21 protein-coding genes are annotated in these 23,313 nt (G+C 70.2%); 6 read left to right on the top strand and 15 right to left on the bottom strand.

What is annotated here, in order from left to right:
- From QQM72_RS24190 to QQM72_RS24180, 3 genes are all read left to right on the top strand, one after another.
- Entirely contained in the window at positions 1-2,568 is a 2,568-nt protein-coding gene (locus tag QQM72_RS24190; protein ID WP_314222964.1) for an MFS transporter, read from the top strand.
- An 80-nt stretch (positions 2,569-2,648) separates the two neighbouring features.
- Positions 2,649-3,470 carry a YceI family protein gene (locus QQM72_RS24185; RefSeq protein ID WP_314222963.1) on the top strand — a complete coding sequence of 274 codons (822 nt, stop codon included), beginning with the start codon at positions 2,649-2,651 and terminating at the stop codon, positions 3,468-3,470.
- Positions 3,471-3,519: 49 nt separating this feature from the next.
- On the top strand, positions 3,520-3,990 hold the full coding sequence (locus tag QQM72_RS24180) for a PPOX class F420-dependent oxidoreductase (RefSeq protein WP_314222962.1): 471 nt from the start codon (positions 3,520-3,522) through the stop codon (positions 3,988-3,990).
- Between the two features lie 372 nt (positions 3,991-4,362).
- On the opposite strand, the gene QQM72_RS24175 is transcribed toward QQM72_RS24180, so the two are convergent.
- The 6 genes from QQM72_RS24175 to QQM72_RS24150 all read right to left on the bottom strand — a co-directional run bounded on the left by QQM72_RS24175 (position 4,363) and on the right by QQM72_RS24150 (position 12,324).
- On the bottom strand, positions 4,363-6,633 hold the full coding sequence (locus QQM72_RS24175) for a glycosyltransferase family 39 protein (protein WP_314222961.1): 2,271 nt from the start codon (positions 6,631-6,633) through the stop codon (positions 4,363-4,365).
- On the bottom strand, positions 6,630-8,186 hold the full coding sequence (locus tag QQM72_RS24170; RefSeq protein ID WP_314222960.1) for a bifunctional glycosyltransferase family 2/GtrA family protein: 1,557 nt from the start codon (positions 8,184-8,186) through the stop codon (positions 6,630-6,632). The genes QQM72_RS24175 and QQM72_RS24170 overlap by 4 nt, the downstream gene beginning before the upstream one ends.
- A gap of 14 nt (positions 8,187-8,200) precedes the next feature.
- Positions 8,201-9,844, bottom strand: a complete 1,644-nt coding sequence (locus tag QQM72_RS24165; RefSeq protein WP_314222959.1) for a HAMP domain-containing sensor histidine kinase — start codon at positions 9,842-9,844, stop codon at positions 8,201-8,203.
- On the bottom strand, positions 9,841-10,581 hold the full coding sequence (locus QQM72_RS24160) for a response regulator transcription factor (protein ID WP_020131327.1): 741 nt from the start codon (positions 10,579-10,581) through the stop codon (positions 9,841-9,843). Before QQM72_RS24160 ends, QQM72_RS24165 begins: the two co-directional genes overlap by 4 nt.
- A 156-nt stretch (positions 10,582-10,737) precedes the next feature.
- On the bottom strand, positions 10,738-11,112 hold the full coding sequence (locus tag QQM72_RS24155) for an antibiotic biosynthesis monooxygenase family protein (protein WP_314222958.1): 375 nt from the start codon (positions 11,110-11,112) through the stop codon (positions 10,738-10,740).
- 336 nt (positions 11,113-11,448) lie between these two features.
- Positions 11,449-12,324 carry a DUF2797 domain-containing protein gene (locus tag QQM72_RS24150; RefSeq protein ID WP_314222957.1) on the bottom strand — a complete coding sequence of 292 codons (876 nt, stop codon included), beginning with the start codon at positions 12,322-12,324 and terminating at the stop codon, positions 11,449-11,451.
- A gap of 44 nt (positions 12,325-12,368) precedes the next feature.
- Between QQM72_RS24150 and QQM72_RS24145 the strand changes: the two genes are divergently transcribed.
- Positions 12,369-12,569 carry a hypothetical protein gene (locus tag QQM72_RS24145; protein WP_314222956.1) on the top strand — a complete coding sequence of 67 codons (201 nt, stop codon included), beginning with the start codon at positions 12,369-12,371 and terminating at the stop codon, positions 12,567-12,569.
- Between the two features lie 129 nt (positions 12,570-12,698).
- Here the strand turns inward: QQM72_RS24145 and QQM72_RS24140 are convergent, their stop codons facing one another.
- The 9 genes from QQM72_RS24140 to QQM72_RS24100 all read right to left on the bottom strand — a co-directional run bounded on the left by QQM72_RS24140 (position 12,699) and on the right by QQM72_RS24100 (position 20,366).
- The gene (locus QQM72_RS24140) at positions 12,699-13,469 is read right to left on the bottom strand and encodes a DUF2637 domain-containing protein (protein WP_314222955.1); all 771 of its coding nucleotides are present in this window, start codon (positions 13,467-13,469) and stop codon (positions 12,699-12,701) included.
- Positions 13,459-13,641 carry a hypothetical protein gene (locus tag QQM72_RS24135; RefSeq protein WP_314222954.1) on the bottom strand — a complete coding sequence of 61 codons (183 nt, stop codon included), beginning with the start codon at positions 13,639-13,641 and terminating at the stop codon, positions 13,459-13,461. Before QQM72_RS24135 ends, QQM72_RS24140 begins: the two co-directional genes overlap by 11 nt.
- A 503-nt stretch (positions 13,642-14,144) precedes the next feature.
- Positions 14,145-15,341, bottom strand: coding sequence for an HTTM domain-containing protein (locus QQM72_RS24130; RefSeq protein ID WP_314222953.1), 1,197 nt, complete (start codon positions 15,339-15,341; stop codon positions 14,145-14,147).
- Positions 15,331-16,020: a DUF5819 family protein gene (locus QQM72_RS24125; RefSeq protein WP_314222952.1), complete on the bottom strand. Its 690-nt coding sequence runs from the start codon at positions 16,018-16,020 to the stop codon at positions 15,331-15,333. The genes QQM72_RS24130 and QQM72_RS24125 overlap by 11 nt, the downstream gene beginning before the upstream one ends.
- 162 nt (positions 16,021-16,182) lie before the next feature.
- Positions 16,183-17,592: an ice-binding family protein gene (locus QQM72_RS24120; protein ID WP_314222951.1), complete on the bottom strand. Its 1,410-nt coding sequence runs from the start codon at positions 17,590-17,592 to the stop codon at positions 16,183-16,185.
- A 259-nt stretch (positions 17,593-17,851) separates the two neighbouring features.
- Positions 17,852-18,481, bottom strand: coding sequence for a hypothetical protein (locus QQM72_RS24115; RefSeq protein ID WP_314222950.1), 630 nt, complete (start codon positions 18,479-18,481; stop codon positions 17,852-17,854).
- Positions 18,482-19,009: 528 nt separating this feature from the next.
- Positions 19,010-19,528 carry a DUF5994 family protein gene (locus tag QQM72_RS24110; RefSeq protein WP_399078409.1) on the bottom strand — a complete coding sequence of 173 codons (519 nt, stop codon included), beginning with the start codon at positions 19,526-19,528 and terminating at the stop codon, positions 19,010-19,012.
- Between the two features lie 11 nt (positions 19,529-19,539).
- Positions 19,540-19,725 carry a hypothetical protein gene (locus QQM72_RS24105; protein WP_314222949.1) on the bottom strand — a complete coding sequence of 62 codons (186 nt, stop codon included), beginning with the start codon at positions 19,723-19,725 and terminating at the stop codon, positions 19,540-19,542.
- A 5-nt stretch (positions 19,726-19,730) separates the two neighbouring features.
- Positions 19,731-20,366 carry a DUF5994 family protein gene (locus QQM72_RS24100; RefSeq protein ID WP_314222948.1) on the bottom strand — a complete coding sequence of 212 codons (636 nt, stop codon included), beginning with the start codon at positions 20,364-20,366 and terminating at the stop codon, positions 19,731-19,733.
- 806 nt (positions 20,367-21,172) lie between these two features.
- On the opposite strand from QQM72_RS24100, the gene QQM72_RS24095 reads away from it, so the two are divergent.
- Complete coding sequence (locus QQM72_RS24095) at positions 21,173-21,436, top strand: hypothetical protein (RefSeq protein ID WP_314223035.1); 264 nt, start codon at positions 21,173-21,175, stop codon at positions 21,434-21,436.
- Between the two features lie 597 nt (positions 21,437-22,033).
- A complete protein-coding gene (locus QQM72_RS24090; RefSeq protein ID WP_314222947.1) occupies positions 22,034-23,275 on the top strand; it encodes a PP2C family protein-serine/threonine phosphatase in 1,242 nt (413 codons plus the stop codon).
- Positions 23,276-23,313: the final 38 nt, after the last annotated feature.

Genomic DNA, 23,313 nt, shown 5'->3' with positions numbered 1-23,313 from the left:
ATGGCAACGACCACACCAGCCGGTGTGCGGGCTCACGCGAAGCACGGCGGAGGGTCCCACGGCTCCGCCGAGGCCACTCCGATGACCCACCGGCAGATCATGGAGGCCCTCTCCGGGCTGCTGCTCGGGATGTTCGTGGCGATCCTCTCGTCCACGATCGTCTCGAACGCCCTGCCGGAGATCATCGGCGACCTCGGCGGCGGCCAGTCCGCCTACACCTGGGTCGTGACCGCCACTCTGCTGTCGATGACGGCGACCACCCCGCTCTGGGGCAAGCTCGCCGACCTGTACCCCAAGAAGGCGCTCGTCCAGATAGCGCTGGTCATCTATGTGCTCGGGTCCGCGGCCGCCGGCCTGTCGCAGAACCCCGGCATGCTGATCGCCTGCCGTGTCGTGCAGGGCGTCGGCGTCGGCGGTCTGTCCGCCCTCGCGCAGATCGTCATGGCGGCGATGATCTCCCCGCGCGAGCGCGGCCGTTACTCCGGCTACCTCGGCGCGACCTTCGCCGTCGCCACCGTCGGCGGTCCGCTGCTCGGCGGTGTCATCACCGACACCAGCTGGCTCGGCTGGCGCTGGTGCTTCTACGTCGGCGTCCCCTTCGCCGTCATCGCGCTGATCGTGCTCCAGAAGACCCTGCACCTGCCCACCGTGAAGCGGGACGTGAAGGTCGACTGGGCCGGCGCGTTCTTCATCTCCGCCGCGGTGTCGCTGCTGCTCGTCTGGGTCACCTTCGCCGGTGACAAGTACGACTGGCTGTCGTGGCAGACGTACGCGATGGTCGCGGGCTCGATCGCGCTCGGGCTGATCTTCGTGCTCGTCGAGTCGAAGGCCACCGAGCCGATCATCCCGCTGCGCCTCTTCCGCAACCGCACCATCACCCTGTCCTCCATCGCCTCGATGTTCGTCGGCGTCGCGATGTTCTCCGGCACGGTGTTCTTCGCCCAGTACTTCCAGCTGGCCCGGGACAAGTCCCCGACCATGTCGGGCGTCATGACGATCCCGATGATCGGCGGCCTGTTCGTCTCCTCCACCGTCTCCGGGCAGTTCATCACCAAGACCGGCAAGTGGAAGGCCTGGCTGGTCAGCGGTGGCGTGCTCATCACGGCCGGCCTCGGTCTGCTGGGCACCATCCGCTACGACACGGAGTACTGGAAGACCGCGGTCTTCATGGCCCTGCTGGGCCTCGGCGTCGGCATGATGATGCAGAACCTGGTGCTCTCGACGCAGAACCAGGTCGAGCCGAAGGACCTCGGCTCCGCCAGCTCCACGGTCACCTTCTTCCGGTCCCTGGGCGGTGCGATGGGCGTCTCGGCGCTGGGCGCCGTCATGGCCAACCGGATCACCGACTACGCCAAGGACGGCATCACCGACCTCGGCCCCAAGTACGCCTCGCTCGCCTCCGGTTCGAGCTCCTCCAGCTCGATCCCGGACATGGACAAGCTGCCCGCGCCGCTGCGCACGGTCATGGAGAGCGCGTACGGCCACGGCATCGCGGACGTCTTCCTGATCGCGTCCGTCCTGGCGCTGCTCGCCCTTCTGATCACCCTGTTCATCAAGGAGGTCCCGCTGCGGACCAAGGGCGCGCTGGCGCAGGCCGCCACGGCGGAGACGCAGACGCCGTCCGCGACGGCCGGCACGGCCACCGCGGCCGCTGCGGCTCCGGCAGCGCTCACTGCCCCCGCCGAGGAGCACGTCCCCGGCTGGGCGGTCACCGAGACGGCTGCCGAGCCGGACCGGGAGGCCGGTCCGCAGGGCACGCAGCGGCTCGCCGCCGTCGCCACCGCCGAACCCCTCCAGGCACCCTCGGGCGGCATCCCGGTGCACGGCTTCGTGCGCGGCGCGGAGAGCGCGCCCGTCCCGCAGGCCGCCGTCACCCTGATCTCGCTCGCCGGACGCCAGCTCGGCCGGTCGGTCGCGCAGGCCGACGGCTCCTACGGACTGGACGCGCCGGGCACGGGTTCGTACGTGCTGATCGCCTCCGCCGACGGCTTCCAGCCGCAGGCCTCCACGATCGTCGTGAACGGCGAGCCGGTCGCGTACGACATCCTGCTCAGCGGGACGAGCGGCCTCAGCGGTGTCGTGCGCGCCGCCGAGTCGGGTGAGTCCGTCAAGGACGCCATGGTGATCGTCACCGATGTGCGCGGCGATCTGCTGGCCACCGCGGCCACCGGTGAGCAGGGCGAGTTCTCCTTCGCCGAGCTGGTGCCGGGCGCCGTGACCGTCGCGGTGAACGCCGTCGGGTTCCGGCCGCGCGCCCTGCCCGTCGAGATCGGCGCGACGGGTGTGACCCGCACGGAGGTCGTCCTCGAAGCGGGCGCCCAGCTCCAGGGTGTCGTCCGGGCGCCGCACGGTCCGCTGGCCGACGCGCGCGTGACGCTGGTCGACGCGGCGGGCAACGTGGTCGGCACCGCCACCACCGGCGCGGACGGGGCGTACGCCTTCGCCGACCTCGACGGTGGCGAGTACACGGTCATCGCGACCGGCTACCCCCCGGTGGCCACCGCGCTGACCGTGGCGGGCGCCGGCGTCGACGGCCACGACATCGAACTCGCCCATCCCGGCGAGTAGTTCCGACAGTTATCGGCTCCGGCCCGGTGCGGGGGTTTCTGCCCCGCACCGGGCCGGTTCCAGTTCGAGGAGTACATGAGATGGGACTGACCGCGAAGATCCGTACGCGGGACGGGTGGGCCGTGTCGCACGCGGTCGTCACGGTGACCGACACGGCGGGCGGCCAGGTGCTGCGCGCCGAGGCCGACGGGGAAGGAGCCGTACGGGACGCGACCGCGCTCGCCCCGGGGGCGTACACCGTCATCGTCACGGCCGTCGGGTACGCGCCCGCGGCCTCCAGCGCGATCGTGACCGCCAGTGGCCGCGCGGAGGTGGGGACCGTGACCCTGGCCCGGCAGGGCGGCACGGAACTGCCCCCGCCCGGACCCTGGACCGTCGACCCGGCGCACTCCGCCGTCGGCGCGGTCGCCCAGCACCTGGGCATCTCCAGCGTGCGCGGGCGGTTCACGCAGTTCTCGGCGGCGATCGAGGTAGCCACGGAGGACATCGCCAGGTCCCGCGTGGACGCTGTGATCCGGGCGGCGTCCATCGACACCGGCAACGCCATGCGCGACACCCACCTGCGCTCGGCGGACTTCCTGGACGTCGAGACGTACCCGGAGATCACCTACCGCTCCGCCGGCCTGACCCCGGCTGGCCCGGACCGCTGGACCGTCCACGGCGAGCTGTCCCTGCACGGTGTCGCCCGTCCCGTCGACCTGGACCTCGCCTATCTGGGCACCGGCTCCGACCCCTGGGGCGGCACCCGGGCCGCCTTCCGGGCCACGGCCGAGCTGCGCCGCGAGGACTTCGCGATGAACTACAACCAGGTCGTCCAGGCGGGCATCGCGGCCATCGGCACGACCCTGAAGGTGGAGCTGGACGTCCAGGCGGTGCAGGGCGACGCGCTGCCCCAGGCGTAGGCACGGCAGGGTCAGCCGGAACGGGCACCGCTGCGCCTAGGCTGACGCCATGGCACCGAACATCGCGACGAACACCAAGGTCTCCCTGGACGAGCTGCTCGACTTCGTACGGCCCCGGCACCGCGCGATCCTGCTGACCCGGCGCGCCGACGGCAGTCCCCAGGCCTCGCCGCTGACCTGCGGGGTCGACGACTCGGGGCGGATCGTCGTCTCCACCTACCCCGAGCGGGCCAAGACGCGCAACGCCAAGCGGGACGAGCGGGTCGCCGTCCTCGTGCTCAGCGACGACTGGAACGGGCCGTGGGTCCAGGTCGACGGCAACGCCGAGGTGATCGACACGCCCGACTCCGTCGAGCCGCTCGTGGAGTACTACCGCAACATCGCCGGCGAGCACCCGGACTGGGACGAGTACCGGCAGGCCATGCTGAAGCAGGGCAAGTCGATCATCCGGATCACCCCGGACCGCTGGGGCCCGATCGCCACCGGCGGCTTCCCGGCCCGACTGGTCACCGGCCAGTAGGCGGGGGCCGACGACCTCGGGAACCCCGAGGCCGCCGGGCCAGGAGCCCGAGGCCGGCGGGCCACGGAGCCGGGGAGCGGGGGATCAGCCGCGTTCCACCATTGCCTCGATGCCTGCGATCAGCAGGTCCAGGGCGAAGGTGAAGTCGCGGCGCGCGGGGGACCGCCCTGACATGCGGCTCCGTCGCGCCGACGAGCCGACCGGGCTCGGCGTGCCGGGGTCCCCGTCCTCACGCGGGGCCCGGCGTGCAAAGTTGTTCGGGACATGAGGGGGTGAGGTGGGGAGCCGAGGAGCGGACGCGAAGAAGGGCGGCGACCGTGGTCACCGCCCTTCCTCACCCGCTCACGCACTCAGGCGCTCACCCGCGGTGCCTCAGCTGCTCGCCTTCTGCGTCAGGTCGTAGAAGGTGGCCGAACCGACCGTCACCTTCTTGAAGTTGGCCTCGACCCAGGAGGTGATCTGCGAGGACGTGCCGTCGCTGCCGCCGCCCATGCCGCCGCCGGAGCCACTGCTGATGAAGTAGTGGATCCTGCCGTCGGTCACGTACTGCTTGAACTGCGCCAGCGTCGGGGACGGGTCGGTGCCGTTGAAGCCGCCGATCGCCATCACCGCGTCACCCGTGGCGAGCTGGTAGCTCGCGGCGTTCTGGGCGCCGATCGCGGCGGCCGCCCAGGTGTACTTGCCGGAGTCGGCCTCCAGCAGCTTCTTGGCCTCGTCGGTGACCGAGGCGCCGTTGAGCAGACCGCCGACACCGCCACCGCCGCCCATGCCGCCGCCGTCGCCGGTCTGGCCGCCGGGACCGCCCTGCTGGCCCTGACCCTGGCCCTGCGTACCGCCGTTGCCGTTCTGGGTGCCGCCGTTGCCGTTCTGGGTGCCGCCGTTGCCGTTCTGCTGGTTCTGGCCGGGCATGCCCCCGCCGGGGAAGCCGCCGGTGCCGCCGCCCTGCTGGTTCTGGCCCTGGCCCTGACCCTGGTTCTGCGTGTTGCCGTTGCCGTTCTGGTTCTGGCCACCGCCGAAGCCGCCTCGGCCACCGCCACCGCCGCCACCCGGGCCGCCGCCGCCCATCATGCTCGCGCCGGACGGACCGGCGGTCACGATGGAACCGGTGTGGCCCTCCTTGAGCGTGCTGATGGTGTACGCCGTCGGACCGGCCAGCGCGGCCACCAGGCCCACGGAGGCCGCCGCGAGGGCGAACCGACGGTTGATCCGGGCCGCGAAGGTCAGGCCGAGCGCGGCGGCCAGGCCGCCGATCAGCACCGGCCACTTCAGCCAGGGCAGGTAGTCGGAGGTGCGGTTGAGCAGGACGTACGACCAGGACGCCGCCGCGACGACCGAGGCCGCGAGGGTGATCGAGGCCCACAGCTCGGACCGCTTCTCCCACAGCAGACCCGCGCCCATGCCGATCACGGCCGCCAGGTAGGGAGCGAGGGCCACCGTGTAGTACTGGTGGAAGATGCCCGCCATGTAGCTGAAGACGACCGTGGTGATCAGCAGCGAGCCGCCCCACACCAGGAACAGACCGCGGGTCGTGGACGTCCGCTTGAGCTTCCGCGTGGCCACCAGACCGCCGGCCAGCAGGATCAGCGCGGCGGGCAGCAGCCAGGAGATCTGGCCGCCGATCTCGGAGTTGAACATCCGGTCCCAGCCGGTCTCACCCCACTGGCCGGTGCCTCCGCCGCCGCCACCGCCGACGCTGCCGGTCTCCTCGCCGTTCAGGCGGCCGAGACCGTTGTAGCCGAAGGTCAGCTCCAGGAAGGAGTTGTTCTGCGAGCCGCCGATGTACGGGCGGGAGGAGGCCGGCCACAGCTCGACGATCGCCACCCACCAGCCACCGGACACGATCAGCGCGCCGGTGGCGACGGCCAGCTGGCCGAACCGCTTCTTCAGACCCACCGGGGCGCACACCGCGTACACGATCGCCAGCGGCGGCAGGATCAGGAAGGCCTGGAGCGTCTTGGCGAGGAACGCGAAGCCGATCGCGACCCCGGCCCACACCAGCCACTTCGTCCGGCCGTCCTCCAGGGCGCGGGCGACCATGTAACAGGCCACGGCCATCAGCAGGGCCAGCATCGCGTCCGGGTTGTTGAACCGGAACATCAGCGCGGCGACCGGCGTCAGCGCCAGCACGGCGCCCGCGATCAGACCGGCCGCGGCACTGAACCGGCGGCGCACCGAGGCGTACACGACGGCGACCGAGCCGACGCCCATCAGCACCTCGGGGACGAGGATCGCCCAGGAGTTCAGACCGAAGAGCCTGACCGACAGCGCCATCGGCCACAGCGATGCCGGGGGCTTGTCGACGGTGATGGCGTTGCCCGCGTCCAGCGAGCCGAAGAACAGGGCCTTCCAGCTCTGGCTGCCGGCCTGGACGGCGGCGGAGTAGAAGGAGTTGGCGTAGCCGGAGGCGCTCAGGTCGTACAGGTAGAGCAGGAGGGTGGCGGCCAGCAGGCCGAGGAAGGCCGGGCGGGCCCAGCGGGGGTCCTCGGGCCGGCCGCGCCACAGTCTGCGATGCCAGGGCTGCTTCGGCTCACCCGACTCGGGGGCCGGGACGGCCGTCTCCCGTGCGTCGGGGTCCGTGCCGACCGGCGCCGCGGTCGGCGGCGGATCCCAGGTCGTCGTCGTCCGGTCGATGTCGGTGCTCATCGGGCGTCCCCCGGGTCGGTGTCATGGGGGCGGCGGACCGGCAGCATCTGCATGGTCGCGTCCCTCCAGGTGCCGTCCGCGGCTTCGCCGGCGCGGAACTGAGTGGTCGTGTCGTGGTCGTGCGGGTGCACGACGTGCCGCTGCGGCAGCGGCGCGGAGTGCCCGCCGGCCTGCGGAGCACCGGCCTGCGGAGCGCCGGTCGGGTACGTCGGTGCGGAGGCGTGCGGGAAGGAGGCGCCGGGGGCGGAGGCGCGGGGGGCCGGGGCGGAGGCGCCCGGGGCGGCCGTCACGCCGTTCGCCGGCTCGTCGCCCTCGCGCCGGTCGGAGAACACCCAGACGCGGAAGAGCAGGAAGCGCAGCACGGTCGCCGCGAGGTTGGCGGCGATCAGCACCGCCAGTTCGGTGGAGTGCGCGGGGCTGGACGTCGCCGTGTTCAGGGCGACGAGCGAGCCGCTGGTCAGCGCGAGGCCGATGCCGAAGACGACCAGGCCCTGGGCCTGGTGCTTGACGGCCCCGCCGGGACCGCGCACGCCGAAGGTGAGCCGGCGGTTGGCGGCGGTGTTGGCGACGGCCGACACCAGCAGCGCCAGCGCGTTGGCGACCTGGGACCCGCCGAACTGGCGGAACACGGTGTAGAGCAGGAGGTAGAAGAGGGTGGAGAGGCCACCCACGACACAGAAGCCGACGAGCTGGCGGGCCAGGCCCTTGGGTACGTCCATGATGTCGCGGTCGCGGGGGTCGTCGCCGAACGGCCTGGTCAGCCGGTCCAGGGAAAGCGAACCGGTGGCCAGCGCCCGGCCCACGCGCCATACCCCCTTCAGGTCGTCCGTCGCCGTCTTCACGATGTGCACCGTGGAGTTCGGGTCGTCGACCCAGTCGACCGGCACCTCGTGGATACGGAGGCCGGCACGTTCGGCGAGTACCAGCATCTCAGTGTCGAAGAACCAGCCGGTGTCTTCCACCAGGGGGAGCAGAATCTGTGCGACATCGCGCCGGATCGCCTTGAACCCGCACTGCGCGTCCGAGAAGCGGGCCTGGAGCGAGCCGCGCAGGATGAGGTTGTAGGCGCGGCTGATGAACTCCCGCTTCGGCCCGCGCACCACGCGGGAGCTACGGGCCAGCCGAGAGCCGATCGCCAGGTCCGAGTGGCCCGAGATCAGCGGTGCCACCAGCGGCAGCAGCGCGTTGAGGTCGGTGGACAGGTCCACGTCCATGTACGCGAGGATCGGGGCGTCCGAGGCGGACCAGACGGTCCGCAGCGCACGGCCGCGGCCCTTCTGCTCGAGCCGGAAGTTCCTGACCTCCGGGATGCGCGCTTCCAGTCGCTGCGCCACCAGAGGGGTGGTGTCCGTCGACGCGTTGTCCGCGATCGTGATGCGGAAGGAGTACGGGAACGTTCGCGTCAGATGGTCGTGCAGTCTCCGGACGCACGGCTGGAGGTCCTTCTCCTCGTTGTAGACGGGGATCACTACGTCCAGGACAGGCGTACCGGCGGTGTCGGCCGGGAGGTGCTCCCGCGCCGGCAGGGTGCCGGGAGAAGAGTCGGTTCGCATGACATCGACTTTCGTCAGGCGCCCTGTTGCACCCATGTGGTGGCACTGTGCTCGACCTGTGAGTCGAGTTGCCAGTTCGTTTCGGGGGAGGGCTGGGGAACGGCGGGGGCAAGGGCCGGCAAATGCACGGTAAAGACGGTCTGTCCGGGCACGCTGTCCACCGTCACGGCGCCGCCGTGCGCGGTCGCCACGGCCTGCACGATGGCGAGGCCGAGGCCGGTCGAACCGGTGGCACGGGAGCGCGCCGAGTCGCCTCGGGCGAACCGTTCGAACACATGTGGCAGAAGATCGGCCGGGATGCCCTGACCGTTGTCCTGGACGTCCACGCACAGCCACGGCCCGCGGCGCTGCACGCGTGCGGTGACGGTCGTACCGGGCGCGGTGTGCGTCCGGGCGTTGGCGAGGAGGTTGACGAGGACCTGTTGAAGGCGTGCCGCGTCGGCGGAGACGAGCGCGGGCTCGTCGGGAAGTTCGAGGCGCCAGACGTGGTCGCGTCCGGCTGCGCGGGCGTCGCTGATGGTGTCGATGACCAGGGGGACCAGGTCGGTCTGCTCGAACTGCAGGGGGCGCCCCGCGTCCAGCCGGGCGAGCAGGAGCAGGTCCTCGACGAGGAAGGTCATCCGGCCGGCCTCGGACTCGATGCGCCCGAGGGCGTGCCGGGTGTCGGGCCCGACCTCCTCCCGGCCGCGCCGGGTCAGCTCGGCGTATCCCCTGATGGAGGCGAGCGGCGTACGGAGCTCGTGACTGGCGTCCGCGACGAACTGGCGGACCCGCATCTCGCTCTCCTGGCGGGCGTGCAGGGCGCCATGGACATGGTTCAGCATCCGGTTGAGCGCGGCGCCGACCTGCCCGACCTCGGTGTGCGGATCGGTCTCGGCCTCGGGCACCCGCTCGCTGAGGTTGACCTCGCCCGTGTGCAGGGGGAGTTCGGAGACCCGGGTGGCGGTGGAGGCGACCTTGCGGAGGGGGCGGGTGGCGACACTGACCATGACGGTGCCCGCGAGGGTGGCGGCGATGAGGCCGGCGACGGTGAGGCTGATCTCGACGAGGATCAAGGTGTTGATGGTGTTGTCGACGTCGGAGGTCGGGATGCCCACGTAGTAGTCGCCGTTGTTGCCGTTGATGTACTGGACCCGGTAGGTGCCGAGACCGGGGATCTCGACGGTGTGCCGTTTCCCGTCCTGCGCGACCGAGCCGAGCACCTTGATCTGGGCCTCGGTGAGGTCCTCGGGGTCCATGCGCGGGATGTTGTTGTCGTCGTTCTTCTTCTCGCCCACCTGGCCGCTGGTGATCGAGCCGTTCTCGACCATGGCCGCGAGGGCCCTCTGCGGCCCCGGTCCCTGACTGACGAACTCGTCGAGGGTCATCTGCTTCTGGGGCGCGTTGGCGTTGCTGTCGGCGGCGCCGTTGTCGTTCTTGACTGCGCCCTTGCCACCGGGTCCTCCGGCGGGGCCGCCGGAGAGGCGCATGGTGGCCTCCTTCAGGGACCCGTCCAGCTGCCCGTACAGGTGGTCCCGCAGCACCAGGGTGGTCACGGTACCGATCACCGCGCAGATCACGGCGATCAGAGTCACGGACACGACGACGAGCCGCGTCCGCAGGGTGCGCGGCTTCCCCGCTCGTCGCTTCTGCGGACCCGGCCGTCGTCGCCCGCTCATGACACGGCGGGCTTGATCAGGTACCCGGCGCCGCGCCGGGTGTGGATCATCGGTTCGCGTCCCGCGTCGATCTTCCGCCGCAGGTAGGAGATGTACAGCTCGACGACGTTGGCCTGACCGCCGAAGTCGTACGACCAGACACGGTCGAGTATCTGGGCCTTGCTGAGCACGCGACGCGGGTTGCGCATCAGGAAGCGCAGCAGCTCGAACTCGGTGGCGGTCAGGTGGATGTTGTCCCCGGCCCGCGACACCTCGTGACTGTCCTCGTCGAGGGTGAGGTCCCCGACGACGAGCACCGAGTCGGAACGCCGGTCGGCGGCACCGGAGCGCCGGATGAGCCCCCGCAGCCGCGCCACGACCTCTTCGAGACTGAACGGCTTGGTGACGTAGTCGTCGCCGCCCGCCGTGAGACCGGCGATCCGGTCCTCGACCGCGTCCTTGGCCGTCAGGAACAGCACCGGCACCTCGGGCAGTTCACGACGCAGCCGTCCCAGGACGGTCAGCCCGTCCATGTCGGGCAGCATCATGTCCAGGACGACGGCGTCGGGGCGGAACTCCCGCGCGGTCTGGATGGCACCCGTGCCGTCTCCCGCACTCCGGATCTGCCATCCCTCATAGCGCAGGGCCATGGACAGCAGTTCGGTGATCGACAGCTCGTCGTCCACCACAAGCACTCGGACGGGGCTCCCGTCCGGCCTCAGCAGTTCGGTGCGCCCCTGGGGCGAGGTCGTGGTCATGGTGAACACCTTGGCCGGGTCCCCTGAGAGCACTCTTTCACTAATCTGTGATTTTCCTGAGAAACGCACAGGCGCCTCTCAGGCAACACCTGGGAACTCTTTGCTCCGCATCGACTTCGGAGGGTGGTATGCCCGGTACGGCATGCTGTGCGGCCCTCAGGACGCGCGCTCCGTGAGAATCGCCTGGGGCGTCCGCTCGAACCCGTGGCTGTGTTCCACCTTGGCGATGTGCAGGCAGTACCGCTCGTACCAGTGGGCCCGTCCGTACTCCTTGGCAGCCCGGTGCTCGGCGTGCGCCCGCCACTGCTCGATCCCGTCGAGATCGCGGAAGTACGCGACGGTGATCGCGAGTCCGCCCGGGGTGCGGGCCGAGTCCTCCCCCAGGAACCCCGGGACGTCCTCGACCAACTCGCCCAGCCGCTCGGCGGTCTCTCCGTAGCCGGCGTCTCCCTCGGTGCGCAGAGAGGTGAAGACCACGGCGTAGTAGGGGGGTTGAAGTGCGAAAACAGGTGTCACGCGCTGTTCGCTCATGTCACCCACGATCAGCGAGGCGCCCCCCCTCCGGTCCACCGTTCTTACCGAAAGGGATCCGAGCGGGATCCAACTCTTTACCCGAACCGACTCACCGCCCGAGCTGACTCCTTGCCCGGGCCAACTCTTCACCCGGGCCAATCCTTCACCCAGGCCGACTCGCACCCGAGCCGACTCCTTGCCCGAACCGACTCACCGCCCGAACCAACCCGTGCCCCGAGCCGGCTCGCCACCCGAGTCAACTCCTCGCCCGAGCCGACTACTTGCCCGGCTCGTCGCAGCTCGGCTCCGGCGAGGAGGGCCCCGGCGTCTACCGTCCAGGTCCCGCGCGGCCCCTCAGAACAGTCCGTCCTGACGATGGTCCGGCCCGACCTCGAAGTGCCTTACGGGAAAGGCGGGTTCACCGCCCGTCACCGGCACCAGCTGCCACCCCCGCATCAACCGCGTGTCGAGCACGACCACCCCGGCCGGGGTCGCGAGGTGCAGATCGGGTCCGGCGGCCGCCACCAGCTCCCCGCTCACCGCTCCGCCGGGGACGAGCTCACCCACCTCCCCGAGCGCGGCCGGCGCTCCGGACAGCCCGAACGCCCGCACGTGATCGACCGGCCGGAAGGGCGCGCGCTCCAACGACTCTGGCCAGCCGCCCAGTTCCACGGCTCGCCCGTACACCTCACGTATCTCTTCGGCCCGTTCCCCCTCCGATTCCGGCAGCGCGGCTCGCACCGCACGCTTCACGGCGTACGGAATCCGGTCCGGCACCCGCACAGCGGCCCGCAGCAGCTCCTCGGTGCGCCGGGCGGCCATCAGCGGCCCGCTGCCGAGCCAGCTGAAGGAGACCGCGCCCTGCTCCAGCAACCGCACCGAGCCCCGCTCGACGGCCGTGATCCCGACCTTGACCAGACCGGGCCCGAACCACGCGAGGTACACGCGGTACGGCCGCGGATCGTCGGCGACCCGGTCCGCGGCGACGGAGTGCGCCCGGTCCAGTCGCGCACACTCCTCGCACCGCCCGCCCGCGCTCCTCCCCGACACGACCACCCGCCGGGGACACCCATGCCCCCGAGCCCCCGCACACTCCCGCACACCCCCCTCCACCACCGCGAAGGAGATCCGCTTCCCCCAGGACAACGGACTACGACGCCCCCCGTCCCACGTCAGCTCCGGCCCCTCCGCCGACCACCGCAGCCCCGCGCACTTCCATGCCTGTGCCATCACCCACCACGGTAGGCCCAGGCACTGACACCACGGGCAGGGCCTTGGGCGCGCGCCCCGCGAGCGGCATCCCACGCACTCCGGATGCCCGTCCCGAGCCCACGGATCCCGGACCCGCATCCCCCACTCCGCCCGCGGCCGCACCCCCGGCGGCTGAGGAGACCGCCGTCCAGACGGACTGGTTCACCCGCGCCACCACCCTGGTCAACACCTACCGGCAGGAACTCCGCCTCCACGACAGCTGATCGAGGTTGCCGTCCTTCACAGCCGTCGGACCACCCCGTCACGACATGAGCGAGCGAGCCTCTGAGGGCGATGGTACGAATGGGCCTGCTCCGTTCCCCCGCCCGGCACGGCCTGCCCGGACCCGGCCGCTACTGGCGATGGCGGCGCGTGCCCTGTCGCGGTGGCAGGGTGAGCGTGATTTGCCGGACGAGTTGCTGGAAGCACGCGAGAGACGCGAGAGCCGGCAGGGAAGCCCCGGCGATACCGGTGAAGGTCCTGTCCGCCTGCGCAACGCACAGCATTATCGCAACGGAGGAGAAGAGCAGAACGATGAACCATGAGTGCACGGCTCGGCGCTGATGCAAGGCAGTACGGAGGATGGAGAGAGAGGCCACCGTCCAGGGTCCGTACACGAGAAGAGGCCACGACGGGACCATTCCACCTCCCGTTCCGGACGTGATTTTCTGTAGAGGCGTGTAGGCCACCATGCCGCCGAAGACGCTGACCATCGCCACCATGACGGCAACGAGTGCGACGATGACAAAGCTGCCGGCCTGCAACCACTTGCGCCGGAATTTCCGGCCTCGCATCTTCCGATGCCCGGCAGAAGAACCTCGAGTGGGCGGCAGTTGAGCGGTGATCTGCGCCAGGCCCTCCATCGGGTCGGTGAAGTCGACGCCGGATGAGGCCTCGCTGCGAGGCGGTGGCACCCTCGCCGGCTGCTCCGCCGGGGCAGCCTCCTGCATGAGATACGCAAGTTCCTCGACCGGGTCCCAGCCCGCGTCGGGTGGGGACAGCGAAACCCCCGCGTGCACGCTGTCGACAGGTCCACCGTTCCAGCCGGTGTCCGACCCGTAGGAGTATGCGTCGGAATACCATTCACGACGCGCAAAGGAAGGATCTACATAGTCATGATTCATAGGAATGCGCCCGTCGGGCGTGGTCCACGCGGCGGCCGAAGTTCCCCTGGCCGTTCCATCGCGAGTTGAGTTCCTCCTGGATCGCCTCCAGCAGCACTAGGAACTCGCGAAGCAGTGGCTCGGTGATCCGGCATTCGACCGACACGCCACCCCCGATCACGGTGCCCTGCATCGCGAGCTCCGAGCCTGCCGCACCGGACAGGAGAGTATATTTCCGCACTGTCAGATCACGGACCGCAGGCAGGTCATCCGTCCTCGCGTGGCGTTGAGGCAGGCCCTGGGACCTTGCTTTCGTCATATACCGCTAACGCCGCTCCCCCTCCTCCAGATGCGCGGCAAATGAGTGACCCCGGCGCCGTGGAATACAAGGAGAGCGTTTCTTCATCTATTTCCCACGTACTCCACTCCGCACTTTATGGGTCGAGCGGGTTTTATTCTCGCGTCCTCTTGGGCAATAAATAGGATTCGCCACCGGTGGACACGGCGCGGACGGCCTGGCCAGGCCCGCCTGACAGGCCATGACGACCATGGGGCGTGGGTGCGGGCGCCCGGTACCTTCATGGACCGACGCCTACGCCCCTTCGTCCGTACCGGGGCCGACCGGTCGCCCCTGTGAGGCGATGGGGCAGTCATGAACGGGCGCCTGGCCACTCGTGCCCTGTCGCGGCAGCGGGGTCACTCAGCCGTTGTCGAGGGGGCCCCGGGGGACGCGGGCTCGGCGGCAGGCATGGTGTCGTTCCGCCCTGTCGGGAGCCCGGCTCGATGCGTCGAGCCGGGCGCACGGCCCGGCCCTCCTTGCGCGGGTACGGCTCCAGGGCGTGCCGCTGGTCCTGGCGCCGGCCGGCTGCTGTCCGTCCGCCGCGCCGCGCGTCGGCAGAGGTGAAGCAGCGAGGTGTAGAAGCGGTCGGGAAGGAACACGGCGTCCGCGACGATCATCGCGCCGGAGAACAGAGGCAGCCCCATGAGCACGGCGATCCCGACGTGCATGCCCAACAGCATCGCGAGGACGGGATACTTGAGCCTGCCGAAGAGCACGAACGGGAAGGCCACCTGCAAGAGCACGGTCAGGTAGCCGGCCACGGCGACCACGAGCGTGTACTCGTCCACGAAGTGCGAGACGGCGGGCCAGGGCTGGAACAGTTCGAGGTTCAGGACGTAGTGGAGCGCGGTGCCGCCGCCCCAGAAGGCTCCCTGAACCTTGTACAGGCCGGCTGAACCGTAGAGAAAGCAGACCTGCGCCGCGATCACGAACATGCCGCAGTTGTGCACCACCGTGACCAACGTGGTCCGGGCATCGCGGAGTTGCCGGGCGAAGGGACCCCCGACCGGTTCCGACGCGCTGCCCGCACGGGCCGCCTTCAGCCTGCTCCGGCGTGCGTCCAGGGAGCAGCGCCGGCCGCACGCGGTGAGGACGAGGTAGATGGACATCAGCAGGACCAGGTTGTCGCCCCCGTCCGTCATGAAGATCGCCCGGCCGTGGAACGAGGTCACCACGACGGCGAAGAGGCCCGACAGGACTCGGGTTCGCCAGCCCAGCATGAACAGTGCGGCCGTGACCAGCGCCAGCAGATAGCAGAGCTCGAAGTAGGCACGACTGTCGGACAGGACCAGAACGCTGAACCAGCCCGTCTGCTCGAAGAGCTGGTGTGCCAGGGCGGGCGTCCACGCGGAACCCGGACCCCAGATCTCGTCACGGTGCGGGAACTCACGCAGCAGAAAGACCAGGTAGAGCAGTCCGTAGCCGATGCGCAGCACCGACGCCGCGTACAGGGACACCGGGCGGCCGGTCAGGAGGTCCCACACGACCGTGATCCGGCCGGCGAGCCATCGGTCGACGCGGGCGGGCACGGCCCTCAGCGCCTCACTTTCCATGGCGGGTCACCTTCCACCAGGGCAGGAGCCGGTTCTCGGCCGGCGTCGGCGGGCGATTGCCGGCGGTGGGGCCGGGCACGGGGACGGGCAGTGTGACGACGCGGAGCTGGATGAAGTCGAAGGGGCCGTTCTTGCGGGCGGCGGCTCGGTCCGCGGCGATGTTGCCGAGGTACTTCTGCATCATCAGGGCGCGTTCGGTGCGCGCCTTGTCGTCTCCGCCGTGCGAGTCGACGTAGCCGGCCCAGGCACGGCGCAACATGTTCTGTGCCGTGTGGCTCGGGAACGGATCATGCAGGACCGAGGAACGGTCAACGGCGGTCAGGTCGAACCAGGGACTCACCTGAACCGATCCGTCGGAGCCGGTGTGCGCGGTTCTCGCCAGAATCTGCCGGTTGACGGATTCGGGGTCCGGAGCGAAAAGCCGCCAATTCTGTTCGAAGAAGGGGTAGACCCATGAATTGATCAGCGGGCTGTATCGCTTGGAGACGGTGTTGGCCGGTGCCACGTGGAGAAATACCAGAAGCACGTGGACGACACTCGCCACGAGACACAGGACCACGGTGGCGCACAGTCCGGATTTCAGCGCACGGGCACCTCTCGGCAACTTGGGCGGCGCAGCCGTCCCGTCTGCACGTTCCCGCACGACCGGACCTGATTCGGAGTGATGGAATTCCTTCACATCCGCTGAGTCAATTCCGCCCGACACCGCGCACCCTGTCTTTCTCGTTTCAGCCGCTCGCACCTGCTTTCCGCGTCGGCCGCCCCCGACGACGCGCGGCGGACTCGAGGAGAATCCGCCGCGCGCTGTCATCCGGTGAGCGGACGGACCGCTGTGCGCTGCCTAGCCCTCGTGACCCTGGGAGTGGTCGTCGCCCCCGTGGCTCTTGGGCACGTCGTCGTAGCCGAAGTTCTCGTCCGACTGCTTGCCGTGGTCGTCCTGCCGGTGGTCGTCCTGCCCGTGGTCGTACTTGCCGTGGTCGTCTTGGCCGTGATCGCCCTGGCCGTGGTCTTCCCGGCCCTGGTCATAGTTGCCGTGGTCGGGCTTGCCGGGGTGCATGTACTGCCCGAGGTCGAGCTTGCCGCCGTGGTCATGCTTTCCGTTGCCACCGTTGCCACCGTTGCCACCGTTGCCACCGTTGCCACCGTGGCCCGGTCCGCCCGGTCCGCCCGGCGCATGGCCGTTCCCGCCGGGGCCGTTCCCGCCGGGGCCGTTTCCGCCGGTGGTGTTTCCGGCGCTGTTGCCTGCGGTGTTCCCGCCGGTGGTGTTCCCGGCGGTGTTGCCCGCGTTGTTCCCGGCGGTGTTGCCCGAGGTGTTTCCGGACGAGTTACCGGCGGTGTTGCCCGAGGTGCCGCCGGTCCCGACGATGGGCCCGCCCAGGACGCCACCAGTGACGAGGCCACCGCTGACCAGGCCGCCGCCGAGGAGCCCACCGCTGGTGGTCGTACCGGTGGTGGTGCCGGTGGTGGTGCCGGTGGTCGTTCCCGCCGTCGCTCCACCAGTGGTGGAGGCCGCGCACCCGCCGAGGAAGATCCTGTTGTTGTTGAGGGTCACTGAACCGACCTCGGCCAGCAACCGGCCCTCGACGTTCGTTCCCTGGTTCACGGTGATCGAGTTCTCGGCCATGAGGGTGCCCACGAAGCTGGTCGTGACGCCGAGCGACGCGTCCTCGCCGATCTGCCAGAACACGTTGCACGCCGAAGCGCCGTTGGTGAGGAGAATCCGGCTGGAGGTTGCCGTCGTCAGGGACTCGGGAATCTGGAACACCCAGACCGCGTCGGAGCTGCCCTGACCGTCCAGGACCAGGTCGCCGGTGATGCCGACACCGGCTGTGGCGTGGTAAACACCGGGAAGCAGCGCCGGGCCGCCGCCGATTCCCGCCGGAAGCGCGAAGTCCACGGCCTGGCCGGCGGCGTTGTTGTACGCCACGAGCAGGTCGGCCTTGGCCTGGAGGGCCGCGGCGTCCGCAGCGTGGATGGCGCCTCCCACCTGACCGGGCGGGAATCCGGTGATGGCCGGATTCGGGTGCGTCCCGAGGTCGTGGGCGAGCACCGAGTTGCCGGTGTTGGTTACTCCCTGACCCGCCAGAACCGAGTAAGTGGCGGTGGTGCCCAGAGGTACGGGCAACGCGATCGCCGACGCGGCCGTCGGCGTCAGGAAGACCATCGCAGCGGAAACCGTCGCCGCGAGGGCGGAGGCCAGCAAGCCGGACAGAGTGCGGCGGTCAGCTGCTTGAGGGATCTTCAGCTTCATCAAAGCCATTTTCTGTGGGGGCCGTGGCGTACCGGGCCCTACCGATCACCCGGAAGCCTTTTCACTGCTGCCGCATATTACGCAGAAATATCCTTTACCCGACGGCAACGAAACAGGGGCACTTCCCCCTCACGCAAACAGCGGACAGTGCTCCGTAAATACTCTGATTCGCATTTCCGACTGAGCGTCATACCCTCGATCACGCGGAGTCGTCGGCAATTCGGTGGCCCCCGCCGGGCACCGCGCTGAACGGCGTTCGTCAGCCGGGCCGCTGGGTGCGGTTCTCGTGGGCGAGCCCGTCCGGGTGGGCGGCCGTACGCGGCCCGAGCCCGAGGGGAAGGACCAGGGCTCGGAGCACCACAGGGTCAGACGGCCGGAGAGCCTGCCGGTCCGACGGCCGGCGAACCAACCCGATGTCCTGCCAGCCCCACGACAGGAAGGCGTCGCAGACCGCCGAGTCGGCCTGTTCCACCAACGTCGCCCCGAGCGAGGCGTGATGGTCGGCGAGCAGGCGGTACTGAAGGCGGCGGGCCAGGCGCTGGTCGTCCGTGTGGGGGTGTACCACTGTCTCGGTGATCGCGAAGACGTGCCCGGACGCCGTGAGCTGTTCGACGCTCCGCGGAAGGGGCCCGTCGAACCCCCGCCACCACGTACCCTCGCGCCGTACCGGGAATCCGTAGACACACCCCGCGAAAGCGGTGTTCTCCGCGATCAGCAGGGCGAAGCCGGGCCGACGGACGGCGCCGGTCAGCCGCCGCAGGAACGCCTCCCGGCTCCGGTACCCCTCGCCGGGCTGCGCCCGCGAGGACTCCACGTACAGATCGGCCAGATCCTCCTTGAGGGTCTCGGCCTGCCAGCGGTTCAGTCGACGCAGACGTAAGGCGTCCATGGCGGACGGTGTGCTGCCGTCACCGAGCGGCGGCTGCTGCCGGCCGAGCGGGGGCGTCACCGCGCACCGCCCGTGGCAAAGGGGATCCGACCCGATCGCGCCCCGGCGACGGGTGACGAGGCGACGGGTAACGAGGCGACAGGGAACGAATCGAGCGGGAACTCGGAGCCGGTGACCTCGATGTCGGGGGCCATGCTCTGCGACGGTTGGTGCGGTCGCAAGGTCCTGCTGCGGATGTCATCGCTCAGGCACTCGGCCGACGCCTGGCGCGCCGGCGGTGCCGTGGCCGGGCCGATCACTCCCGTGAGGGTGATCAGAGTGCGGGTGCCGCGTTCGTACGGGTGGATGTTCAGTTGTGGAAGGGCCATGGCTCCTCTGTCCGGACGCGTGTGGGTGTCGGGTGTGCGTGCGCGGTGACGGACGGGATGAACTTCCGTCCCGGCGAACCGAGTTCATGCCGTCGGTCCGTGAACACGGTTCTCGAACGCGATTTCCGGCACCGAAGCCCGCGATGTGCGAGGCGCCGGGCTACCAGCCGGGAGCGCCGGGCAGTACGGGCGTCCGGTCGGCGGGGGTGACGCCGGTGGCGGCGAGAATCCGTTCGGCCGAGGCGTCGTTGTCGTCCCGTACGGCCATGGCCATCGCGGCGCGAGCGAGCGAGGGAGCCGTCCGCGGAGGGATCACCAGGAACATGAAGTGGTCCTGGTCGCCCCGAGTGACGATCATGGTGTCGTCGCCGACGGCCGACCAGTCGATGCGGACGGTACGACCGTCCACGACCAGATGGCCCGGCCTCTCGTCCCAGGCGCCCGCGTCGAGGCCGACACGGGCGAGCGGACCCAGCCGGGCGGTCAACACTGCGAGCAGTCCGGACAGTTGGCTCTCGAGGTCGCGTGACCGCGGCCACCACGCGCCGTCGAACGTCCCCGTGCGCCGGGACGTCGTCTCCATCCGCAGGACCGCGGTGCCGGGGAGTATGGGCTCCCTGCCGGTGTCCGCCAGGAGCCTGACGGGGATCGTGGGGAGCAGGGGGATCGTGGGGATCACGGGAACTCACCTCACTCCCTTCCGGGTGCCGCGTCTCCGCCAGGCCGCCCAGGGGCGGCCTGGGTGGAAGGCGGCGGTGCGATCGCGTGCTGGCGGTTGGCCAAGTGGACGAGGAGCACGCGGTTGGCCAAGTGGACGAGGAGCACGCCCAGAGCGATCATCGCCATGACGACGACCAGGGTCGCGAAGGTCTCCATGGTCCTCACCTCCCCATCAGCAGGGGACCGGGCCGCGACACGTGCAACGGCTCGACTCCGCCCTCGGCCACGACTGCCGGGATCCGTGGACGCGCGGACGGCTCGCGGGCCCCGTGCCCTCCCTCGGAGTCCCAGACCGCTTCGACGGCCCGGTCGGCCTCGGACGCCGTCCGCAGGCGCGCCGCCTCCTCCATCAACCGGCTCGCGGTCGATGCGCCCCGTGGGTCGCTCGCGGCGGACATCAGCCAGGCGGCCGAGACGGGATCCGTCCGCGGCGGGACGACCAGCAGGTTCCAGCGGCCCGTGCGGTAGGAGAGCAGCAGCAGTTCGTGCGGGTCCTGCTCGGCCAGGAACCAGCCCACCTTCACGACGTGCCCGCCGACGGGCACCTTGCGCGGGACGACCGGCCAGTGGGTGGGATTCACCGTGACCCGGGTGATCCGCCCCCACGACGGCTCCAATGCCGCTGTCAGGGAAGGAAGTTCAGCCGCCAGATCACGGGAACGGGGCCACCAGGCACCGTCCAGCAGCGCCGGGGCGGAGCCGACGGGAGCCAGCGACAGACGGAGGGAGGGAGAAGTGGCGGAGGACGTCGAGAGCCGGTCTTCGAGTATCGGCGAGAGGGAAATGGTCGCAGCCATGACGCGAACCCTGCCCCGGGCCGACCGCGGTCGGCCCGGCCTATGCGATCGCCGAAAACGACACGAGCATGGAAGCCGGTGCGCGAAATATCCTCGGTACTTCGAGCGTACTCCCCGGCCGAGCCGAACGGACCGTGCCGTCGGCGGATGGACCTCCCCCGTGCGCTCCCCTTCCGGACGAGCCCGGCCCAAGGCACGGTCCGGAACGGACGGTCGATCACCAGGGGGGAGGCACGGCACATGGTGTCCGGTATCGAGGCGCCGTCCCCGCACGGTGGCCCGGACGGCGCGTTCTCCGGGAGAACGCCTGGTCACACACTCCCCCCGCAGGGGCCTTCGAGCGGAGTAGGGTCGGAATACCGGGAGCACTTCGCACACCAGATCAGATGCTGGTGCCGTTCTCGGCGAGCTACAGGACCGGAACGTCCAAGACGGGCCCGGGGACAGGTTCGCGCCATGACCGCGACCAGCAGAGGTAGAGCCCTCACCGAACGGGACCGCCCCGGCGCGCTCCGCCCGAGGGAGGTGAGGACGTGGAGACCGTCGTCACCGCGGTACTGATCATCGCCGTGATCGCCATGGGAATCGTCCTGATCCATCAGCTCAACGCGCAGCACGACGCGAGGATCGCGGCCTACCGCTACGGTGACGCGCTGCCGGGAATCGGCCGCCTGCGGGCGAAGAGCCGACGAGCGGCAAAGCCTTCCGCGTCGCCCGCCGTCGACGACACCGAGCCGGGCGGTGCCACGGACGACTCGGCCCGCACCCCGGTGGAAGCAGGGGGCAGGCCGGAACGGCCGCACCCCGTGGAGTCACCGGAACCGCCCCGAGCCGGGAACGTCGACGTGCGTCTCGTCGCCTCGTCCCCCGAGGCCGCCCGCCAGGTCGCGGAGGTTCTCCGTCGCTGCTTCGCCTCGTCCGAGCAGCGCAGCTATCCCGTCGGCACGGTGGCCGGCGGAACCCGCCTCCACCTCACGGTGGACACAACGCGCGCAGCGGAGCCCGCACGCTCCTGGCTGGTCACCAGTCGGTCCTCCGGAAACGGCCGTACGCAGACCGACGAAACCTGACCCGCGCGAACCACGAGACGCCATATGACCGAAATGTGCGCCAGGGCTACCATGAAAGCGGGTCGGCACACTCTCACGTGCGACCGGCCCGGAAGGGCGACCCCGGTGTGTATACGCCGGGGTCGTTGAAGCACGCTGCGCTACCGGCCGACCGGCCGCCCATGGCCACCGACGGCCCGTTCGATCAGGACGGGTGTCCGATGTCCCGAACCCGGCCCGCTCATCGGTCGCGTGCTCCCGCCCCCGCCGCCCAAGGCTCTTGTGGTGACCGAGGCCCGGGGCGACATGCCGCCCATGGCGTAATCGGCTCGTCGGGCCGGCCGGCGATGCGAGCCTGAGCCGGTCGACTGCGTGGTGCCACGCTGCTCGCCGTTGCCTGCCGGGTGGGTCCGAGAGAAGCGGGGTGTGCGCGTCGCCTCGGGGCGCCACGTCCGACACGTGGTCGGGGTGGCGAAAGCGCCGGCGCCGTCCGGTCGGCACCGCCCGCACCGGCTGCGGTTCGACGAGGCCGGGGCACCGGGCCGCCCGGTGAACACCGCGTGGACGCTGCCACCCCGATGAGTTCCCCCTGCCCGGGACGAAGGGAAGCAGACAGCCATGGTGGACGGCGGGCGCAAGCCGGACCGGATCGGGGTGGACCGGTCGGAGGGATTCGGCGAACGGCTGTTGGGGGTGCTGCTGGACCGCGCCCACGAGATGCCGCCGCAGTTGATCGCCCCACTCGTCGCGGAAGAGGTGGCCAGGGTCGGGGGACGGGACGTCTCCATCCTCCTGCAGGACTACGAGCAGGTGCTGCTGGTGCCGCTGCCGGGCCGGAGGCTGAAGCTCGGCGGCCCCGAGCCGGTCGAGGACTCCCCTGCGGGCGACGCGTTCCTGAGCCGCAGAACCGTCGAGGTGCCGCAGGACGGGAGTGTGCGGATGTACCTGCCGCTGCTGGACGGCAGCGACCAGATCGGGGTGATGGCCGTCACCCTGGACAGCGTCGATGACGACGATCGGCGACTGCTGCGCAGACTCGCCGGTCTGGTCGCGGACATGATCGTCACCAAGGACGCCTACACCGACCAGTTCTTCCAGGCCCGCCGCAGTGCCCCGATGAGCGTGGCCGCCGAGATCCAGTGGTCGTTGCTGCCCCCGCTGTCGATGACGGTGCCGCAGGTCGAGGTGGCCGGGATCCTGGAGCCCGCCTACGACGTGGCCGGCGACAGCTTCGACTACGCCCTCAACGGCGACATCCTGCACATGGCCATGATCGACGCGATGGGCCACGGGCTGGACGCGGCGACCATGGCGACGGTGGCCATCGGCGCCTATCGCCACACGCGACGGGCCCATACGGATCTGTCCCAGGTGTATGCGTTCATGGACAGGGCCGTGAACGACCAGTTCGGCCCCGACCACTTCGTCACCGCCCAGATGATGATCCTGGACATCACCACGGGCCGACTGCAGTGGGTCAACGCAGGCCACCCGGCCCCGCTCCTGATCCGTGACCGCGCAGTGGTGGACCGACTGGAGAGCCCGACCACGTTGCCGGTCGGCTTCGGCGGCCAGGAGCCGGTGGTCAGCGAGCGGATGCTGCAACCCGGGGACCGGCTCCTGTGCTTCACCGACGGCCTGATCGAGGAACACCAGGCCGGCGGGGAGCAGTTCGGTGAGGAGCAGCTGATCGAGTGGACCAATCGGATCCTCCGCGAACATCCCCAGGTACGGGCGGTGGTACGGGCGCTCTCCCACGCCCTGAAACAGGAACGCGGCGGCACCACGACCGACGACGCGACCATCTTCCTCATCGAGTGGCGAGGCGGCGATGCCGATCACCTCGCCACCCTCGACTGAGCCCGCCGACGACGCACCGGCTCCCTCACCGAATCCTG

This window comes from Streptomyces zaehneri (assembly GCF_032248645.1).
In the GTDB taxonomy this organism is placed as follows: domain Bacteria; phylum Actinomycetota; class Actinomycetes; order Streptomycetales; family Streptomycetaceae; genus Streptomyces; species Streptomyces coriariae.
The sequence above is the reverse complement of the archived record's forward strand: the minus strand, read 5'-3'. Positions and strand labels throughout refer to the sequence as shown.

Excerpts from the sequence above, each read along its gene's own strand:
- QQM72_RS24190 (WP_314222964.1), top strand. The coding sequence starts at position 1 with ATGGCAACGACCACACCAGCCGGTGTGCGGGCTCACGCGAAGCACGGC.
- QQM72_RS24185 (WP_314222963.1), top strand. The coding sequence starts at position 2,649 with ATGGGACTGACCGCGAAGATCCGTACGCGGGACGGGTGGGCCGTGTCG.
- QQM72_RS24180 (WP_314222962.1), top strand. The coding sequence starts at position 3,520 with ATGGCACCGAACATCGCGACGAACACCAAGGTCTCCCTGGACGAGCTG.
- QQM72_RS24175 (WP_314222961.1), bottom strand. The coding sequence starts at position 6,633 with ATGAGCACCGACATCGACCGGACGACGACGACCTGGGATCCGCCGCCG.
- QQM72_RS24170 (WP_314222960.1), bottom strand. The coding sequence starts at position 8,186 with ATGCGAACCGACTCTTCTCCCGGCACCCTGCCGGCGCGGGAGCACCTC.
- QQM72_RS24165 (WP_314222959.1), bottom strand. The coding sequence starts at position 9,844 with ATGAGCGGGCGACGACGGCCGGGTCCGCAGAAGCGACGAGCGGGGAAG.
- QQM72_RS24160 (WP_020131327.1), bottom strand. The coding sequence starts at position 10,581 with ATGACCACGACCTCGCCCCAGGGGCGCACCGAACTGCTGAGGCCGGAC.
- QQM72_RS24155 (WP_314222958.1), bottom strand. The coding sequence starts at position 11,112 with ATGAGCGAACAGCGCGTGACACCTGTTTTCGCACTTCAACCCCCCTAC.
- QQM72_RS24150 (WP_314222957.1), bottom strand. The coding sequence starts at position 12,324 with ATGGCACAGGCATGGAAGTGCGCGGGGCTGCGGTGGTCGGCGGAGGGG.
- QQM72_RS24140 (WP_314222955.1), bottom strand. The coding sequence starts at position 13,469 with ATGAATCATGACTATGTAGATCCTTCCTTTGCGCGTCGTGAATGGTAT.
- QQM72_RS24135 (WP_314222954.1), bottom strand. The coding sequence starts at position 13,641 with ATGCAGGGCACCGTGATCGGGGGTGGCGTGTCGGTCGAATGCCGGATC.
- QQM72_RS24130 (WP_314222953.1), bottom strand. The coding sequence starts at position 15,341 with ATGGAAAGTGAGGCGCTGAGGGCCGTGCCCGCCCGCGTCGACCGATGG.
- QQM72_RS24120 (WP_314222951.1), bottom strand. The coding sequence starts at position 17,592 with ATGAAGCTGAAGATCCCTCAAGCAGCTGACCGCCGCACTCTGTCCGGC.
- QQM72_RS24115 (WP_314222950.1), bottom strand. The coding sequence starts at position 18,481 with ATGGACGCCTTACGTCTGCGTCGACTGAACCGCTGGCAGGCCGAGACC.
- QQM72_RS24105 (WP_314222949.1), bottom strand. The coding sequence starts at position 19,725 with ATGGAGACCTTCGCGACCCTGGTCGTCGTCATGGCGATGATCGCTCTG.
- QQM72_RS24100 (WP_314222948.1), bottom strand. The coding sequence starts at position 20,366 with ATGGCTGCGACCATTTCCCTCTCGCCGATACTCGAAGACCGGCTCTCG.
- QQM72_RS24090 (WP_314222947.1), top strand. The coding sequence starts at position 22,034 with ATGGTGGACGGCGGGCGCAAGCCGGACCGGATCGGGGTGGACCGGTCG.